Source organism: Winslowiella toletana, from assembly GCF_032164335.1.
Lineage (GTDB): Bacteria > Pseudomonadota > Gammaproteobacteria > Enterobacterales > Enterobacteriaceae > Erwinia > Erwinia toletana_A.
Genome location: NZ_CP134152.1, coordinates 722924 through 741963, shown reverse-complemented (window position 1 = coordinate 741963; position 19040 = coordinate 722924). Strand labels below are relative to the sequence as shown.

General features: G+C 52.3%; 11 protein-coding genes and 2 pseudogenes. 11 read left to right on the top strand and 2 right to left on the bottom strand.

Annotation, left to right across the window (positions count from 1 at the left end):
- The first annotated feature begins 1 nt into the window (after window position 1).
- The 4 genes from urtE to ettA all read left to right on the top strand — a co-directional run bounded on the left by urtE (window position 2) and on the right by ettA (window position 7650).
- Window positions 2–700, top strand: a complete 699-nt coding sequence (urtE, locus tag RIN69_RS03450) for an urea ABC transporter ATP-binding subunit UrtE (RefSeq protein ID WP_313855579.1) — start codon at window positions 2–4, stop codon at window positions 698–700.
- 249 nt (window positions 701–949) lie between these two features.
- Complete coding sequence (locus RIN69_RS03445) at window positions 950–4903, top strand: non-ribosomal peptide synthetase (RefSeq protein ID WP_313855577.1); 3954 nt, start codon at window positions 950–952, stop codon at window positions 4901–4903.
- A 148-nt stretch (window positions 4904–5051) separates the two neighbouring features.
- Entirely contained in the window at window positions 5052–5813 is a 762-nt protein-coding gene (gene deoR, locus RIN69_RS03440; protein ID WP_313855575.1) for a DNA-binding transcriptional repressor DeoR, read from the top strand.
- Window positions 5814–5982: 169 nt separating this feature from the next.
- Window positions 5983–7650, top strand: a complete 1668-nt coding sequence (gene ettA / locus RIN69_RS03435; protein ID WP_313855573.1) for an energy-dependent translational throttle protein EttA — start codon at window positions 5983–5985, stop codon at window positions 7648–7650.
- Window positions 7651–7735: 85 nt separating this feature from the next.
- Here ettA and RIN69_RS03430 read toward each other — a convergent pair whose 3' ends face one another.
- On the bottom strand, window positions 7736–8632 hold the full coding sequence (locus RIN69_RS03430) for a siderophore-interacting protein (RefSeq protein WP_313855571.1): 897 nt from the start codon (window positions 8630–8632) through the stop codon (window positions 7736–7738).
- A 341-nt stretch (window positions 8633–8973) separates the two neighbouring features.
- Here RIN69_RS03430 and RIN69_RS03425 point away from each other — a divergent pair, with 341 nt between their 5' ends.
- The 3 genes from RIN69_RS03425 to RIN69_RS03415 are packed head-to-tail and all read left to right on the top strand — an operon-like array spanning window position 8974 to window position 11339.
- Entirely contained in the window at window positions 8974–9378 is a 405-nt protein-coding gene (locus RIN69_RS03425) for a hypothetical protein (RefSeq protein ID WP_313855570.1), read from the top strand.
- Window positions 9378–11072 (top strand): S-type pyocin domain-containing protein, encoded by a 1695-nt coding sequence (locus RIN69_RS03420; RefSeq protein ID WP_313855568.1) that lies wholly within the window; start codon window positions 9378–9380, stop codon window positions 11070–11072. Before RIN69_RS03425 ends, RIN69_RS03420 begins: the two co-directional genes overlap by 1 nt.
- 9 nt (window positions 11073–11081) lie before the next feature.
- A complete protein-coding gene (locus RIN69_RS03415) occupies window positions 11082–11339 on the top strand; it encodes a bacteriocin immunity protein (protein ID WP_313855567.1) in 258 nt (85 codons plus the stop codon).
- 467 nt (window positions 11340–11806) lie between these two features.
- Here RIN69_RS03415 and RIN69_RS03410 read toward each other — a convergent pair whose 3' ends face one another.
- On the bottom strand, window positions 11807–12703 hold the full coding sequence (locus RIN69_RS03410) for a LysR family transcriptional regulator (protein WP_313857577.1): 897 nt from the start codon (window positions 12701–12703) through the stop codon (window positions 11807–11809).
- Between the two features lie 96 nt (window positions 12704–12799).
- Here RIN69_RS03410 and RIN69_RS03405 point away from each other — a divergent pair.
- The 4 genes and pseudogenes from RIN69_RS03405 to RIN69_RS03390 form a co-directional block, all read left to right on the top strand.
- Window positions 12800–13759, top strand: a pseudogene (locus RIN69_RS03405) (zinc-binding alcohol dehydrogenase family protein); the annotation flags it as partial.
- A pseudogene (locus RIN69_RS03400) lies at window positions 13754–14389 on the top strand (zinc-binding alcohol dehydrogenase family protein); the annotation flags it as partial. The pseudogenes RIN69_RS03405 and RIN69_RS03400, both read left to right, overlap by 6 nt.
- Window positions 14390–14713: 324 nt before the next feature.
- On the top strand, window positions 14714–15901 hold the full coding sequence (locus RIN69_RS03395; protein ID WP_313855565.1) for an efflux RND transporter periplasmic adaptor subunit: 1188 nt from the start codon (window positions 14714–14716) through the stop codon (window positions 15899–15901).
- Window positions 15901–19038: an efflux RND transporter permease subunit gene (locus RIN69_RS03390; RefSeq protein WP_313855564.1), complete on the top strand. Its 3138-nt coding sequence runs from the start codon at window positions 15901–15903 to the stop codon at window positions 19036–19038. The genes RIN69_RS03395 and RIN69_RS03390 overlap by 1 nt, the downstream gene beginning before the upstream one ends.
- The last annotated feature ends 2 nt before the right edge of the window (window positions 19039–19040 follow it).

The window sequence follows — 19040 nt, the reverse complement described above, 5'->3', positions numbered from 1 at the left end:
AATGTTACAGGTATCTGAACTGAATCAATATTATGGCGGCAGCCATATTTTGCGCGGGCTGTCATTTGAAACTCGTCAGGGTGAAGTGACCTGCCTGCTGGGGCGTAATGGCGTCGGCAAAACTACCCTGCTGAAGTGTCTGATGGGCTTAATTCCGGCAAAATCCGGCACCATCAGCTGGAATGATAAGGTGATTAACACACGTAAACCTCATCAGCGCGTTCAGGCTGGTATCGCTTATGTGCCGCAAGGACGAGAGATTTTTCCGCGCCTGACGGTAGAGGAAAATCTGCTGATGGGGCTGGCGCGATTTTCAGGTAACGAAGCCAGACAGGTGCCCGACGAGATTTATCAACTGTTCCCGGTGCTGCAAGAGATGAAATCCCGGCGCGGCGGCGATCTCTCCGGTGGTCAACAGCAGCAGTTAGCGATTGGCCGTGCGCTGGCCTGCAAGCCACAGCTGCTGATCCTTGATGAGCCAACTGAGGGCATTCAGCCTTCGGTGATTAAACAAATCGGTGCGGTGATCCGCCAGCTGGCACAGCGCGGTGATATGTCGATTCTGTTGGTGGAACAATTTTATGATTTCGCCGCCGAACTGGCCGACAGCTATCTGGTGATGTCGCGTGGTGAAATAGTGCAACGCGGGCGCGGTGACACAATGGAAGCCGACGGCGTACGTGGATTAGTAGCGATTTAAGGTTATTAATAGTGGCGTAAAATGATTCCACACATTTACGCCATATTTATCTTGCCGATATCGGTGAATCAAAAATAGATTGCGGTATTAAATAGAGATAAACATATCTGATAAAATAATATAATTATCGATATCAAGTAATTTATTATTTATTAAAAAATTATACTATTTCATCTCATCTCTGCTAATTATTTATATACTTAATTTCTTTCACCGAAAATTCCCTCTGCCTTGACTGGAGGCGCACGCATGTCTGTGTATCCGTTAACTACCGTACAGCAAGCCGTTTGGATCGATCAACTGCTGACGCCCGCTACCCCTTGCTATAATATTGGCTGCGTCTGGCAGATCCCTCATCAGGTTGAACTAAAGTTATTTCAGCAGGCCATCGCGGAAATAATGCAGCAGCATGACGTATTGAAATTTATTTTATCCGAGACGGAACAGGGCACCGTTCAGAGTATCAGCCATATTCATCAGATGACATTCAGCCATCATGATTTCAGCCTCGCAGAAGAGGCGTTAAACAGTAGCTGGAAGAAAATCCGTCAGCTATTTATTCAGCCTTTTCCCCTCTATGATTGCCTGCTGTGGCGCTGCCACCTGATTAAGGTCAGCAATAATTTATCGCTGTGGCTGCTTAATGGCCATCATCTTATTGCCGACGGCTCCTCCATTGCTCTGCTCAGTCGACTGATTCTCGAGCGCTATCAACAGCTACTGAGCGGCGAACCATTGACTGCGCTGCCAATCGCCAGTTACAGCGATTTTATTGAGCATGACCGGCAGTATCTTGCCTCGCCGCGTTATCAGCTGGATCGCGATTTCTGGCTCAGTCGCTTTGCCGATGTTCCGCCCTCGGCGCTGGAGCGACGTCAGGGGTACAGCGAGGAGATGACCTGGCCCAGCAGCCAGATTAGCCAAAGTTTGCCGCTGGCGCGCTACCAGCAACTCGGCGACTACGCCGAGCGGCACGGCGCTTCGGTGATGCACTTTATGACCGCACTGCTCGCCTGTTGTATGGGGAGATTATGGCAGGTTGAGGATCTTACCATCGGGCTGCCCATTCATAATCGTAACGGCGCACGGTTTAAACAGACGCTGGGCATGTTCTCGTCGATGATCCCGCTGCGGCTAAAGCTGGACGATCATCACCCCTTTCCGGCGCTGATGCAGCAGGTTGCCACTGAGCTGCGCCGTAGCTACCGCCATCAACGCTTCCCGATTGCCGAACTCAACCGGCATCTGCGCCTCGGTCAGCAGGGCCGTCGTCAGCTATTTGATCTCAGTTTTTCTCAGGAGATTTTCCTGACGGATATTGATATCGGCGGAGGCGAACTGAGAAGCGTAGCCATGCATCATGGTCATGAACAGACGCCGCTGACTCTCTATCTGCGCCACTATCATCAGGCGGCAGAGCCGCAGCTGGAATTTCATTTTAATCAGGCGTGGTTCAGCGAACAGGATGCCGGGCGCCTGGCATCGCGCATTGTGCATCTGCTGGAGGCGGTGCTTGATGCACCGCCAGAGCAACCGGTCGCCCTGCTGCCACTGCTGTTAGCGCAAGAGCAGCAGCAAATTTTGCACTGCTGGAATAACAGCGATCGTCACTGGCCCACGCCGTTAACCCTCCAGCAGTTTTTTGAGCAACAAGCAGCACGCACTCCGGACGCGATTGCGCTATGCGGTGACAGCGCGCCGCTCAGCTATGCCAGACTTAATCATCGCGCTAATCAGCTGGCATGGTTTCTGCGCAGTACCGACCTGGCGGCTGATGACCGCGTGGCACTGTGCGTTGAGCGCGGTGCACAGATGGTGATTGCGCTGTTGGCGATACTAAAAGCAGGTGCGGCGTATGTACCGCTGGACCCGCAGTATCCGCAAGATCGTCTGCGCCATATGCTACAGGACTGTGGCGCGAAACGGCTGCTGCTCGATGATGCCGGGCAGCGGGCGCTACGGGCGCTGAATGGCGAAGGCCCGCTGGCTTATCATCTGTATGATGACCTGCCGCAATGGCAACAGCAGAGTATTGAGAATCCGCCCCCCCTTCCCGGCGATATTTCCCGCACGCTGGCCTATGTTATTTACACTTCCGGCTCCACCGGTCAGCCGAAGGGCGTGATGATTGAGCATCGCGCGGTGATTAACCGCCTGATGTGGATGCAGCACCGTTACCAGTTGTCACCGCAGGATACGGTATTACAAAAAACGCCGTTCAGCTTCGACGTCTCGGTTTGGGAGTTCTTCTGGCCGCTGATGATCGGCGCAAGGCTGGCGCTGGCGAAACCTGGCGGACATCAGGATCCGGCCTGGCTCAGTAAACTGATCGCCACAGAGCAGATCACGACGCTGCATTTTGTGCCCTCAATGCTACAGCTGTTTCTACGTTATGGTGAGATGGCCGCCTGTAGCAGCCTGAAGCGTATTTTTTGCAGTGGCGAAGCGCTGCCGCTGACGACGGTGGAACGCTGCCATCAACAGTTGCCGATGGCCGAACTGCATAATCTGTATGGTCCTACCGAAGCGGCGATTGATGTCTCTTACTGGCATTGCCAGCCGGACGATCGCCGTCCGCTGATTCCGATCGGTTTCCCGGTTGCCAATACCCGACTCTATATTCTCGATCGGCACCTCCAGCTGCTGCCAGCTGGCGTGCGGGGTGAACTGTATATCGGTGGTATTCAGCTGGCGCGCGGCTATCTGAATCTTCCGGCGCTGACGGCAGAGCGCTTTATTGCCGATCCTTTTAGTGACGATCCGCAGGCGCGGATCTACAGAACCGGCGATGTGGCGCGCTGGCTGGAAGATGGCAGTGTGGAGTACCTGGGCCGTAACGATTTTCAGATAAAGATCCACGGCTTGCGCATTGAAGCCGGTGAGATCGAGCAGCAGATCTGTCGCTTCCCGTCGATCGCCGATGCGGTCGTGATGGCCTGCGATCATCATGACGGTGATAAGCGGCTGGTTGCCTGGGTAATTGCCCCGCCGCAGCCCGATTTAACCGAACGACTGCGCGCGCATTTACGCGCAACCTTACCGGAATATATGCTGCCAGGCAGCGTGGTTGCGCTTGAGGCTTTCCCACTTTCTGCTAATGGCAAGCTGGATCGCAAACGGCTACCGCCACCGCAACCGGTGATAATCGGTAAAGCGTTTTGCCCACCGGCCAACCAGCAGGAGCAGCAGCTGGCTGACTGGTGGCAGTCGCTGCTGGGGGTGGATCGCATCGATCGCGGCGACGATTTTTTCGCCCTTGGCGGCCACTCGCTGCACGCCATTCAGCTACTGCTGCTGCTTAAGCGCGCGGGCATCAACGCCGAGATGAAAACGCTGTTTATCCATCCGACGTTGCAGGCGCAGGCACAGGCGATTCACCGTAATCAGGCGGCCAGTCCGGCCGGCCTCGCTGATAACACCCCGGTTGCCATGCAGAAATTGCTGCGACAGCTTAACCAGCCAGCCGACAATTTTGTGCTGATTCAGCCGCTGAACACCGCGCTGACCAGCAACGATCTGTGGATGATTCATCCGGCGGTAGTTGGCTGTGAGATTTATCGTGATTTAGCACGCGCGCTGACCGGCCACTTTAACGCCATCGGCGTCAACAATTACAATCTGTTTAATCATCCGCATATCAGCGCGCTGCCCGCGCTGGCCAGCTATTATCTGCAACATATCTGCAATTATGGCCTGCCGCGCCATAAAACGGTCAGGCTGCTCGGCTGGTCGTTGGGCGGGATTATCGCGCTGGAGATTGCCGCCCAGCTGGAACAGCGCGGCTTTAACGATATTCACGTCTGCCTGCTTGATAGCCTGTACCAGACCGAGGTCCAACAGCATATTGTTCCGGGCATGCTGGCACCGATTCTGGCGATGATGGGAATTACAGGCGAAGCCGCCCGACGTGGGCAGCAGGTGGAGCAGACCGAGATCAATATTAATAATCAGTGTCTCAGCGCGCCACTGCGCCACAGCAAAGTCACGCTGTTTAAAGCCACTGAGTTTGTTGATTTAAGCCTCTCTGGCGGCATTGATGGACGTGAAATTCTCGCGATTGCTGATAACGGTCTGGCGCAGATTTGTCCGCAGCTGCAGATCATTCCGCTGGCGGTGAATCACCATTCCATCATTCTTTGCCATCAGGAGATAACCGACGCCCTGACTCAGCCACAATACGATGCCAGCAGCCGGATTTTCTGATGTGATACGCCTCTGCTCTGGTGGTGCGCGAGGTTTACGCGACGTTCTGATTAAAGGTAATATCAGGAACTTGCCTGTGATGGGCTGCGCGCGAAGTTCACCCGCATCGCATCATCTGGCAGAGGATACTCATTTAAGGAACGTCACCATGGAAACCCGGCGCGACGAGCGCGTGAATAAACTGGCGCAGGCGTTAAAGCGCATCGACAAGATCCATCTGAAGGACGCCGCACAGTTGCTGGCCGTCTCCGAGATGACAATCCGGCGCGATCTGAACGAGCAGCCGTCAACGCTGGTGCTGTTGGGGGGCTATATAGTCAGCGATCCGCGTAACAGCCATGGTCACTACTTTGTCTCCGATCAACAGTCACAAAACGTCAGTAAAAAGCAGCAGCTCGGCCAGCTGGCCGCGGCGCTGGTTAACGCTAATGACACGGTATTTTTCGACTGCGGCACCACCATACCGTATGTGATCGATGCGATTGACGACAGCCTGCCTTTCACCGCCATCTGCTGCGCAATGAACACCTTTCTCGCGCTGAAAGAGAAAAGTGCCTGCAACGTCATTCTTAGCGGCGGTGAATTTCATCCGGACAACGCGATTTTCACCCCGGTTGGTCACCACCACGTGCTGGATGTGCTCTGCCCTTCGCTGGCGTTAATTTCTGCGGCGGGCATTGATGCGGAGCAGGGAGCCACCTGCTACAACGTCAATGAGTTGCAGATGAAGCACTACGCATTGCAGCGCGCTCAGCGCAAAGTGCTGCTGGCCGACAGCAGCAAATTCGGTAAAGTGCTGCCGGCGCGCATCGGCGAATTGCAGCTGTTTGACAATCTGATCAGCGACAGCGCGCCACCCCGAGCGCTGGCGCAAAAAATGAAAGAGGCTGAGGTTCAGGTCATGACCTGAGGCAGGCGGCCTCGCCTTTCGCCTCTTTATATAAAACCGTCTTTCGGCAAAATCGACAGATTCCTCCGGGCATCGGCTGTGATTAAAGGCGGAAAACAGCTAAACTTCGTCATCTGAGTGGGCAGTCCCGCCCCAACAACAACACAGACCATAAGAGGCTCATTTTAACGTGGCTCAATTCGTCTATAGCATGCATCGCGTCGGCAAAGTGGTTCCGCCGAAGCGTCACATTCTCAAGAACATCTCCCTGAGTTTTTTCCCGGGCGCAAAGATTGGCGTACTGGGTCTGAACGGTGCCGGTAAATCTACCCTGCTGCGTATCATGGCCGGTATCGATAAAGATATCGAAGGTGAAGCGCGCCCGCAGCCTGGCCTGAAGATCGGCTATCTGCCGCAGGAACCGCAGCTCAATCTTGAGCATACGGTTCGCGAATCCATCGAAGAAGCAGTGTCTGAAGTCGTCGGCGCGTTGAAACGCCTCGACGAAGTGTACGCACTGTACGCCGAGCCGGATGCAGATTTCGATAAGCTGGCAGCTGAGCAAGGTAAGCTGGAAGAGATTATTCAGGCTCACGACGGCCATAACCTCAATGCCCAACTGGAGCGCGCTGCTGATGCACTGCGCCTGCCGGACTGGGATGCGAAAATCGCTAACCTTTCCGGTGGTGAGCGTCGCCGCGTGGCGATTTGCCGTCTGCTGCTGGAAAAACCAGATATGCTGCTGCTCGATGAACCGACCAACCACCTGGATGCTGAATCCGTGGCGTGGCTTGAGCGCTTCCTGCACGACTTCGAAGGTACAGTGGTGGCGATTACCCACGACCGTTACTTCCTCGATAACGTTGCTGGCTGGATTCTGGAGCTTGACCGTGGTGAAGGTATTCCGTGGGAAGGTAACTACTCTTCATGGCTGGAGCAGAAAGATCAGCGCCTGGCACAGGAAGCCTCTTCCGAAGCCGCTCGTCGTAAATCGATTGAGAAAGAGCTGGAGTGGGTGCGTCAGGGTGCCAAAGGCCGTCAGTCTAAAGGCAAAGCCCGTCTGGCGCGCTTTGAAGAGCTGAACAGCACTGAATACCAGAAACGTAACGAAACCAACGAACTGTTTATTCCACCAGGCCCACGCCTCGGTGACAAAGTGGTTGAAGTTAACGGCCTGAGCAAGTCTTACGGTGACCGCGTACTGATCGACGATTTGACCTTCTCCGTACCGAAGGGCGCAATCGTCGGCATTATCGGCCCGAACGGTGCCGGTAAATCAACCCTGTTCCGCATGTTATCCGGTCAGGAACAGCCGAACGGCGGCAGCGTCGAACTGGGCGACACCGTTAAGCTGGCTTCCGTCGATCAGTTCCGCGACGCGATGGATAACTCAAAAACCGTCTGGGAAGAAGTGTCCGGCGGCCAGGACATCATGCGTATCGGTAATACCGAGATGCCAAGCCGTGCTTATGTGGGCCGCTTTAACTTTAAAGGCGTCGACCAGGGCAAACGCGTTGGCGAGTTGTCCGGTGGTGAGCGTGGCCGTCTGCATCTGGCTAAGCTGTTGCAGGTTGGCGGCAATATGCTGCTGCTCGATGAACCTACCAACGACCTGGATATCGAAACCCTGCGTGCGCTGGAAAACGCCCTGCTGGAATTCCCTGGCTGTGCCATGGTGATCTCGCATGACCGCTGGTTCCTTGACCGTATCGCTACCCATATTCTGGATTACCAGAATGAAGGTAAAGTCGAGTTCTTCGAAGGTAACTTTACTGAATACGAAGAGTATAAGAAACGCACCCTCGGCGCGGAAGCGCTGGAGCCGAAGCGTATTAAGTACAAACGTATGACCAAATAGCATCTCTCTTCTGAACGGGCGGCGTGAACACCGTCCGTCAGGAAAACAGATGTCATCAACGGGTGGCGTTTACGTCACCCGTTTTTTATTGCGGGCGGCGTCCGCGACTCCAGTAGGCCATAAAGCTGATGGTATCCTGTGATAATCCGCACTCGCCGATCAGATGGCGGCGCAGATGTTTTACCGAACGGGACTCCGCCGCGACCCAGCCGTGAAAACGGATATCTTCACTGGCGGCACGATCCCAAAGAATTTCGCCCTCATCTTCTTCACGTAATGCCTGTCGCGTCAGCGCATATTCCGGCAGCCTGACGTGCTGCTGAACCGCACTCAGCAGTGCTTCGCCATAGCTGGCACCGCTCTCTTCACGCGGCAGCCAGTGCACTTCAGCAAAAGCGAACTGGCTCAGATCGATGCAGTCACTTCGCTTCGGCACTTCGAGGAAAATCTGTACCTGCGGTGGCGTCTTACGTAGTGCCAGCTGCTCAAGAATACCTTTCGCCGCCGGTAGCGCCGTCTCATCGGCGATCACCAGCGCGCGTTCTGCCTGCGGATCGGGTTTCCACTCGTAACCGCCGCTGTCATCGCAATGGTCACGATTTGGCGCAACAATCTGCAATCCGTCACCCGGCTCTGCCGCCGCTGCCCAGGCTGATGCTGGCCCCTCCGTGCCGTGCATCACAAACTCGACTTCCATCTCGCCGGCATCGGCATTCACGCGGCGAATTGTGTAAGTGCGTGCAATCGGGCGGCACTCTGCTGCCATCGCTTTGGCCTGCTCCCACCAGGAGCCTTCAACTGAAAACGCGGCGGGCGAGCCGTTCAGGGCGGGAAACAGCAGCTTAATGCGCTGATCCGGCGCGTCCATCTTCATATGCCGGACTTCTTCTCCACTGAACACACAGCACAGCATTGATGGAGAGAGCAGCTGTTTGCGTGCAAGCACCACATTGAATACACGATAACCCGGAACCGCTGCCATACACCCGCCTTTGATTGAGTCAGGAAAAATCTTAAGCAAGCAGAATAGCAAAGCCAAATGATAATGAGAATGCTTATTAAGTTGATCTGTTGTTGATTTAAGGTTGGCTGGCCAGCCTGGTCGCCAGGCTGCGAAATCTATCGTGTCGTTAAGGGTTTTGGCCATGCTGATAAATCAGATCGGAGTGACGGCGGGGACAATAAATATTAGCGAACACAAATAAACCATCACTGCTACTTCGATATTGATTTTTAACCCCATGACAACCATCTCTTTTAAGTCAAATTACAAATCGGTTAGAATTTCATCAGTTAAACCATGGGAATGACAAGGAAAAAGGAATGACACGTCAATTTACCAATGAACTGGCACCGGAACTGCTGTCAACAATGGAGCAATCACCGTTTACGGCCCTGTACCGTATTGCTGTGGAGGGTAGCCTCACCAGGGAGGGCGGAACGGTTCATGCCTCCTGGAATGGAAATCAGATCGAACTTTCAGATAGAACAAAATTGAATGTTGCACTGGAAGGTGATGACGTTGTTTATGCGAATGGCAGAACTGCGAAAATTATAACGGGAGCGGGTAAGAGAAGTGAAGTCAATGCCCGCAGTGTGGAGCTCGTTGGTAGCCGTCTGGATAACGGTGATGAGATTATCAGCACTTTGTGCCATGGGCCAATGATTGTCGGGCGTGAAGGAGAAACGATGCCAGAAGATTTCCTGCCATCAAGCGAGGTGGCGTAATGGGAAATCGTTCTACCTGTTATGGGCGAGGCACGGCACTGGAGGGGGATAAAACAGCCTCGGGTGCTGAATGTATCGCCTCAATATCCAATGATATCGAGCACGGACGAAGGGTTGTCCGTGTTGGTGATAAAACTACCCGATGCCCCAAATGTGGTGAGGTTGGGGTTATCGTATCCGGTGAACCCCGTGATACCAATAATGGAAAAATAGCAGCGGTAGACGGTTCAATTGTGCACTGCGGTTGCCCTTCCGGGTCGAATTGGATAATTGCGCCTGCCGGACAGTGGGTAGGAGGAGGCCCGGATCCTTCTATTGCAGCCCTTGAAGCATGGGTTGCTGAACGTAAGGCCGCAGAAGAAGAAAAAGCCAAACAACTGGCTGAAGCACGTGACCGCAATCGTGTGTTCGCCAAATCCTGCCTGCAGGGTGAGGGCTGTAATGATGCCGGAGAAGATCAGGAACCTCATACCAATTTCGCTGTGATGGCATTTTATCAGGCCGTTCCCCCTGCTGATCCTGTATCAGATAATGATGTTGTCCAGCACGCTCAGACAGCCAGGAAAAAGAAAGCTGCAGAAGATATTCCAAAGCCGAAAAAGCGAAGCGCCCTGTATAAATGGTGGTTCGGTAATCATGAGGAGGTCGAATACCAGCGGGCAACAGCAGCAGCCACAAGTGCTGCTAACGCTCAGATGGCGGTTGAAGGAGCCAGTGTGCTTGGGCTGGTGGGTGGAAAAGCCATTACAACAGGAACATGGGCAGTAAAACTTGGTGAGATGGCTACAGGACTCGGAAGGGTAGCAGCCAGCGGCCCCGGTGCTCCCATCGCAGCAGTTGTGATGGGAATGATGCCCGGCAGACTGAACGACGGTGAACAGGACTTTATTGACCGGATGCGTCTGGAACAGATGCGTGAAGCGCCAAGCCGTGTGCGTTATACATGGGAACAAGATGATAAAGGTAATCCGGTTCCTCATGGCTGGCATACTCCACCCGGTAAAGATAGGGTGCGTGTGCGCAAAATGGAGTGGGACAGCAGCCGAAAAGCTTATACGTTCACCACAGAGGAAGATCCGCGTATTACCATTATCTGGACGCCCGACAGTTCAGGTGTCAATGTTCCTTCAAATACAGGTAACCAGAATCCGGTAAGGATACCGAATCCTGTTATTGTTAATCCGCTGCCGGAAGACACCGGGATTGAGGCTACAACCAGCCCTACGCCGGAAGAGAAAAAATTTGCAGATTATATTCTTATCTTGCCAATATCGGATGTTCCACCGATATATATATATTTGCGCAACAGCTCTGGAGAGGTTACGGGTAAAGGTCAGAAGGTCAGCGGGATATGGCTGTTGGATGCAAATACCGGTAATGGTTCCCCGATTCCAAGCCAAATAGCGGATAAGCTGCGAGGCCGAACGTTTGCGAACTTTGACCAGTTCCGTGAAGCATTTTGGATTGAAGTATCTAAAGATCCTGAGTTATCAAGGCAATTTAAAGGTTCAAATATTATTAATATGAAGAAAGGGAAGGCTCCGGCAACGTATAGAGAGGGGCGAGTTGGAAAACGTATCAAGTTTGAGATTCATCATATCAAGCCGATAGGCCAAGGTGGTGAAGTCTATGACGTTGATAACATGGGCGTTACAACACCCCGGCGGCATATTGATATTCATTCTAATAAATAAGGTGGTTATATGAATAATAAAAAATCCATTTCTGATTATACTGAGCAAGAATTTTTAGCATTGGTTAGTAGGATCTACAATGCAGAAGAAGAAAGCGAAGAAGAAGATGTAAATAATCTTTTGAAGTTTGAACGTCTGTGTGAACATCCAGAGGGTTCAGACCTTATTTATTATCCACGAGAAGGACGCGAAGATAGTCCAGAAGGTGTTGTTCAGGAAGTCAAAGAATGGCGTCAGGCCAACGGAAAACCGGGCTTTAAGAATTAGTCTCCAGCTGCATAAATGAGTATCGATCCGCGCTTAAGGGCGCGGTTTTAGTCGATCGCAGGAGTGATAAGAAATAGATAATAATATGTTTTTATTAAAATTACATACCGAAAAAATCACGCCTGCACACATTCTTACACACAAGAAAATTTTGTGAGATCACTCTTCTAAGTAGCATATTTAACTCATGTAATAGAAAAATGATTTTGTAGAAAAGTGTTCACCCTGTTCATTCTTGCTTTATATACTATATTTATTAATCACTTAAATGATAATCAGTTAGCTGATAACTCTTCACCATTACTTGCCCCGAGGATTAGATACAAGGCTCAGTTAATAATGTCGAATCCGGAACCGCTGCCATACACCCGCCTTTAATTTAGCCAGGAAAAATCTTAAGCAAGCAGAATAGCAAAGCCAAATGATAATGAGAATGCTTATTAAGTTGATCTGTTATGCATTAGTGGCTACTTGTAGAACTCCGTAAACACCGGCGAACCGATGGCATAGTCGATAAAACAGGCCAGCGCCGGTGAGTTCAGCTTACGGCTGGGATAAACCAGCCATAACTCATTGCCTTCGACTTCCCACTCCGGTAACACCTGTACCAGCGCATTATCTCGGGTTAAATCATGGGTTAAAAAGCGCGGCAGCAAGGTAATGCCCGCTCCCTGTAGCGCACATTCGCGCGCATACACCAGGTTGTCCGTCATATGCGTCGGAGGCAGTAGCCAGCTGTACCACTCCTCGCCGCGCTTCAGTAGCCATTCGCTCCAGGCGCGATGGGCAATACAGCGATGTTCCGCCAGCTGTTGCGGATGCAAAATCGGCGAATGCTGCGCCAGATAGCCCGGAGCCGCCACCAGATAGCGCTGGCAGTAGCCAATGCGCCGGCCAATCAGCGATGAATCCTGCGGCTTGCCGGTGCGCAGGGCGATATCAAAGCCATCCTGCACCAGATCTCGCATATCATCGGATACCGAGACTTCCAGCGTCACGTCGGGAAACTGCTGCTGAAAGCCGGCATTACAACGCGCCAGCAGCGTCGCGCCAATACCCGCCGGGCTGGTGATGCGCAACCTGCCGCTGGGGTTATCGCGCAGTCGCTCAATCGCCTGATCGGCGCGTTCGCTGGCCTGTAGCATCTCCTGACAGTGAATCAGGTAACGTTCACCAGCAAAGGTCAGATTCAGCTGGCGGGTAGTACGGTTCAGCAAACGTAAGCCGAGCGACTGTTCCAGCTGGCTGATGCGTTGGCTGACGCTCGATTTTGGTAGCCCGGCGCGGCGTGCCGCTGCAGTAAAGCTGCCGCCCTCTGCCACCAGCGCAAACAGCGCCATATCCTGTAACTGCTTAAACATGATTGTTCACCTGAGACGAACACTCTGTGATTGATTGTCCATCTTATCACTCCAGTTTACAGCATCTACAATTAACCCACTAACCTGAGGAGAATTGAGATGAATAACAGAGCGATTGCAATCAATCCGGAAAATCCACAGCAGTTTATTGAAATTCAGCCAGAGCGTCCGACGCCGGGTGAATATGATTTGTTGGTGGAAGTGAAGGCCGCATCGGTCAACCCGGTGGATACCAAAGTGCATAAAGGCGCACAGAAGAATGGTCTGCAAGCGCCGCGGGTTCTGGGCTGGGATGCCAGCGCCGTGGTGCTGGAAACCGGCAGCAAAGTCAGCGGTTTCAAACCCGGCGACGAGGTTTATTATGCTGGCGATATCACTCGTCCGGGCAGTAACAGCACGCTGCAACTGATTGATGCGCGGATTACCGGTCACAAACCGAAAAGCCTCGACTGGGCAGCCGCTGCCGCTATTCCGCTGACCGCGCTGACCGCCTGGGAGGGCCTGTTTGAGCGGCTGAATATTCAGGATGCGCCGGAAGGTAAAACCCTGTTGATTGTTGGCGGCGCTGGCGGCGTTGGTTCACTGGCGATCCCGTTTGCCAAACTGCACAGCAAACTGAAAGTGATTGCGACCGCCTCACGCCCGGATTCCGTGCAGTGGTGCCTGGATCGCGGTGCTGACCTGACAATTAACTACAAGGATATGCCAGGCGAACTGGAGAAGCTGGGCCTGAAACAGGTGGATTATATTTTCTGCCTGAATGATACCGACGGCCACTGGGACACCATGGCGAAGCTGATTGCGCCGCAGGGCCATATCTGCACCATTGTGGAAAATGAGCAGCCGCTGGATATGAATGAGCTGAAGCTGAAAAGCGCGGCGCTGCACTTTGAGTTTATGTATACCCGCAGCATGTATAACACGCCGGATATCGCCCGTCAGGGAGAAATTCTTGATGACGTCGCCGCATTACTGGATGCCGGTAAAATTGCCAGCACGCTAAATGAGACCTTGCAAGGACTGTCAGTGGAAACCCTGACTGAAGCTCATCAGGCTATTCCGCTGACCGCGCTGACCGCCTGGGAGGGCCTGTTTGAGCGGCTGAATATTCAGGATGCGCCGGAAGGTAAAACCCTGTTGATTGTTGGCGGCGCTGGCGGCGTTGGTTCACTGGCGATCCCGTTTGCCAAACTGCACAGCAAACTGAAAGTGATTGCGACCGCCTCACGCCCGGATTCCGTGCAGTGGTGCCTGGATCGCGGTGCTGACCTGACAATTAACTACAAGGATATGCCAGGCGAACTGGAGAAGCTGGGCCTGAAACAGGTGGATTATATTTTCTGCCTGAATGATACCGACGGCCACTGGGACACCATGGCGAAGCTGATTGCGCCGCAGGGCCATATCTGCACCATTGTGGAAAATGAGCAGCCGCTGGATATGAATGAGCTGAAGCTGAAAAGCGCGGCGCTGCACTTTGAGTTTATGTATACCCGCAGCATGTATAACACGCCGGATATCGCCCGTCAGGGAGAAATTCTTGATGACGTCGCCGCATTACTGGATGCCGGTAAAATTGCCAGCACGCTAAATGAGACCTTGCAAGGACTGTCAGTGGAAACCCTGACTGAAGCTCATCAGCGCGTGCTGGAAGGCCATATGCGCGGAAAAGTAGTAATAGTGTATTAAGTATCAGCCTCTTTTTCTGGGGGAAATCCCCAGAAAAAGCCTTTTCCATTTCCAGACGATGAATGACTTATTGCCCATCAGGACAACGCCCTCCCCTCACATTAAATTGCCGATAAATTCACTTCTCTTGAACACTAAATATATTGAGTGATAATTAATTCACCACTTAACGTTAAAATAATCGCCAGAAAATCATAATCTGACCTGTTTGTTATTTTGCTGTCATGCCGATGTCAGCAGATAAAATATATAGTGACCTTTCAATATTCCCACTGGCCGACATTTTCGCCAGGCCAATAAGCGCGAAATATTTGCGAGGTAATTATGATCAACAAAATCATATTAATTATGGCTGGCGTGATTATTCTGGCGTTGGTCGCAATGCAACTCAGGTCATTGCCAGAAAAATCCGCCGCAAAATCAGCGACGCCGCCGTCAAAAGTTGGCGTAGTGACATTGCATAAACAGCCGGTCGAAATTACCACTGAATTGCCCGGCAGAACCATGCCATTTCGTCAGGCAGAAGTTCGGCCGCAAGTCAGTGGCATTATTCAGCAACGATTATTTATTGAGGGAGAAGAGATCGGCCTTGATCAACCGTTATATCAGATTAATGCTGCACTTTTCGAGGCAGAAGTCAGGCAAAGGCAAGCATCCCTGGCTCGCGCTAACGCCCAGCTACATATTGCCTCACAGCTACTGCATCGATATAACACCCTGGCTAAGCAAAATATTATCAGCCGTCAGGATTATGAAAATGCCGAGTCCGGCAAAAATCAATCTCAGGCTGATGTACTGGCGGCGCAGGCCGCGCTGGATACCGCTAATATTAATCTCTCTTTTACCCGCGTGCTTTCTCCACTGAACGGCATTATTGGCCGCTCGCGGGTGACTGAAGGTGCCCTGGTCACGGCTCAACAGGAAATGGCAATTGCCACTATTCAGCAAATTGATCCTATTTATGTCGATATCGTGCAGTCCAGCAGCGAACTGCTGCGTCTGAGGCAAATGCTCGACAGTGGTGAATTAAGCCGTGGCAGTGCAAAAATGTCCGCCAGCGTGCAGTTACGACTTGAAGACAATACGGAATACGCCCATCAGGGCACATTACAATTTGCCGAAGTAACGGTCGATCGCTCAACCGGATCCATTGTGCTGCGCGCACTGTTTCCCAACCCGGAACGCCTGCTTTTGCCCGGTATGTTTGTTAAAGCGCGTCTGAACCAGGGTATCGCTGCCGAAGGATTACTGATCCCCCAGCGCGGCGTCACCCGCTCAGTACAAGGAGATTCGCTGGTTCTGCTGGTTAATGACAGCAATATCGTTGAGCAACGAGTTATCCGCACCGCACAGGCCATTGACGATAGTTGGTTAGTGACGCAGGGCGTTAAACCGGGTGACAGAGTCATTATCGAGGGCAGCCAAAGAGTAAAACCAGGGATGACGGTAGCGGTTGAGGAGTGGCGCTCGTCTGCGGATGACATCGCCACCGCTGCCGGAGGGCGCGCCTGATGGCTACTTTCTTTATTGCGCGTCCGGTTTTGGCATGGGTTATTGCCATATTGATCATGCTGTTTGGTGGCCTGGCGATGTTCTCGATGCCGGTCAGTCAATTCCCGGCCATTGCCCCGCCAACCATCAATATTCATATCAACTGGCCCGGCGCTTCAGCCAAAACCGGGCAAGATTCTGTGGTGCAGGTTATCGAGCAGCAGATGAATGGCCTTGATAATCTTGAGTACATGTCATCTGAAAGTCATTCTGATGGCAGCATGACCATCGTGTTGACCTTTTCTCAGCGTACCAATGCCGATACCGCGCAAGTTCAGGTGCAGAATAAAATCTCGCTGGCGCAACCGATGCTGCCGGTCGAAGTGCAACAACAGGGTATTCGGGTAACCAAAGCACCGGCAAATAACCTGTTGTTTCTCGGTTTTATCTCCAAAGATGGCAGCATGTCGCGCCAGGATATCGCGGATTATGTTGCAACATTTATTCAGGATCCGATCGGTCGCACCGCTGGCGTAGGGGACTTCCAGCTTTTTGGATCGCCTTACGCGATGCGGATATGGCTCGATCCGGCAGCATTATTTAAATTCAATCTGACGGCAACGGATGTCAGCCGCGCGGTGAGTGAACAAAATATTGAAATTTCATCCGGTCAGTTAGGCGGCCTGCCCGCCGCGCGAGGACAGGAAATAAACGCGACGATTCAGGGAGCAACGCGCCTGCAATATCCGGAGGAATTCGCTGCCATTCTGATTAAAACCAACAGCGATGGATCTCAGGTTCGCTTAGGTGACGTGGCAAAAGTTGAGCTGGGGGCGCAAAACTATGCGGTAACCTCCTGGTACAACGGGAAGCCCGCTGCCGGGCTTGCGGTGCGAGTTGCCAGCGAGGCGAATGCGCTTGATACCGCAAAAGCGGTGTATGCCACTCTTGATCAGCTGCGGCCTTTTTTCCCGCCGGGTTTTGAAGTCGTCACCAACTATGACTCGACGCCTTTTATTAGTCTCTCGATTAAGAATGTGGTGAAAACACTTATCGAAGCCATTGTGCTGGTCTTCGTTATTATGTTTCTTTTTTTGCAAAATTTAAGAGCAACATTGATCCCAACCTTAGCTATCCCGGTTATTTTACTCGGGACATTTGGCGTACTTTCTACCCTCGGTTACAGCATCAATACGCTGACCATGTTTGCGATGGTACTCGCTATTGGGCTATTGGTGGACGATGCCATTGTGGTGGTAGAGAACGTTGAGCGCCTTATGCAGCAGCAGAAACTGTCACCGGTACAGGCGACACGGCAATCGATGAAGCAGATTAGCGGCGCGCTGTTTGGTATGACAATGGTGTTATCCGCGGTGTTTATCCCGATGATGTTTTTTAGCGGTTCGACCGGCGTTATCTATCGTCAGTTCGCGATTACCATTATTACCGCGATGGTTTTATCGCTATTTATCGCCCTCATTTTTACCCCCGCCCTTTGCGCCACGCTGTTGAAAACGCCCACTGCCGATCGCCATCAGGGACGTTTTTTCCAAAACATAAATCGATTTATTGAGCAAATAACAGATCGTTACAGCAACCTGGTCGGTCACTGTATTACGCGTCCTTTACGACTTATCGCTCTGTATATTCTGCTGATTGTGGTAACGGTAGTGATGTTTATCCGCTTACCTGGCTCATTTCTGCCGCAGGAAGATCAGGCATTTTTGTTTGTGCAGATAACCACTCCCGCCGGCTCCAGTGCTGAACGCACACAGCAAATACTGCATCAAGCCAGTGAATACTTGCTGACGAAAGAGAAAGACACGGTTTTATCCGCATTTATCGGCTCCGGATTTAATTTTGGTGGGCGTGGCCAAAATACCGGGATGATCTGGGTGCGGTTATTACCCTGGGAGCAGAGAACCGCGCCGGCTCAGCATGCCGAAGCGGTTACGCAGCGGCTTAATGCCGTGTTCAGGGAGCAGCTCAGGGATGCAAACGTGGTTGTCTCAATGCCGCCATCGGTCAGGGAACTGGGTAATGTGGCAGGTTTTAATCTCCAGTTAATGAATCAGGCGGGCCTCGATCATCAAGCCTTTCTGGCCGCACGTAACTTGTTTATCGACCAGGCGCGTCAAAGCGCAATACTGGCGAATATTCGGGTAAATAGCGTTGAAGATGCTGCGCAATATCAACTGGTAATTGATAAAGAGCGGGCCAAAGCGTTAGGTGTGCCATTAAATGAAATTAATCAAACATTATCACTCGCCTGGGGGTCGGGATATATCAATGACTTTATCGATCGCGGACGCGTCAAGCGCGTTTATATTCAGGGGCAGGCAGAATCACGTATGCAACCTGATGACCTGCACAAATGGTATGTGCGTAATGAACTGGGAAATATGGTGCCGTTTTCATCCTTCGCGGCGGCAGAATGGGGGGTGGGTTCGCAGAAGCTGACGCGATATAACGGCGTTCCCGCCTATAATATCCAGGGCGTTCCGGCGAGCGGTTACAGTTCAGGCGATGCGATAGCAGAAATAGAGCGCCTTGCCGCCACCTTGCCGGACGGTGTGGGCTACGACTGGACCGGTCTCTCCTATGAAGAGAGGAAAGCCGGGTCGCAGACGGCGATGCTGTACTTAATGTCTTTGATGGTGATTTTTTTATGTCTGGCAGGGCTTTATGAAAGCTGGAGCATTCCTTCAATTGTGATACTGGCGGTGCCTGGCGGCATTATTGGCACAGTACTGCTGATGCTGCTTCGTGGGCTGGCAAATGATGTTTACTTCCAAATTGGCTTACTGACCACCATAGGACTGGCAGCAAAGAATGCCATCCTGATTGTTGAGTTTGCCAAAGCACATTATGACTCAGGGGGAAGTGCCACTGAATCCGCTATGCTCGCCGCACGCCAGCGACTGCGGCCGATAGTCATGACCTCACTGGCTTTTATGCTGGGTGTTCTTCCGCTATTTTTTGCCAGTGGTGCTGGAGCAGCCAGCCAGAATGCAATTGGCACTGCGGTGCTCGGCGGAGTGTTAGCCTCGACTTTTCTGGTGATCCATTTTGTTCCGGTTTTCTTTGTTATTATTACCCGAATTTTTCGCATCAAGCGGAAAAATAAGCACGATGCCAGCATCTTTCCGCAGGTTTAAAT

Coding starts and splice junctions, on each gene's coding strand:
- deoR (WP_313855575.1), top strand. CDS start 5,052: ATGGAAACCCGGCGCGACGAGCGCGTGAATAAACTGGCGCAGGCGTTA.
- RIN69_RS03395 (WP_313855565.1), top strand. CDS start 14,714: ATGATCAACAAAATCATATTAATTATGGCTGGCGTGATTATTCTGGCG.
- RIN69_RS03430 (WP_313855571.1), bottom strand. CDS start 8,632: ATGGCAGCGGTTCCGGGTTATCGTGTATTCAATGTGGTGCTTGCACGC.
- RIN69_RS03420 (WP_313855568.1), top strand. CDS start 9,378: ATGGGAAATCGTTCTACCTGTTATGGGCGAGGCACGGCACTGGAGGGG.
- RIN69_RS03445 (WP_313855577.1), top strand. CDS start 950: ATGTCTGTGTATCCGTTAACTACCGTACAGCAAGCCGTTTGGATCGAT.
- RIN69_RS03415 (WP_313855567.1), top strand. CDS start 11,082: ATGAATAATAAAAAATCCATTTCTGATTATACTGAGCAAGAATTTTTA.
- urtE (WP_313855579.1), top strand. CDS start 2: ATGTTACAGGTATCTGAACTGAATCAATATTATGGCGGCAGCCATATT.
- RIN69_RS03425 (WP_313855570.1), top strand. CDS start 8,974: ATGACACGTCAATTTACCAATGAACTGGCACCGGAACTGCTGTCAACA.
- RIN69_RS03390 (WP_313855564.1), top strand. CDS start 15,901: ATGGCTACTTTCTTTATTGCGCGTCCGGTTTTGGCATGGGTTATTGCC.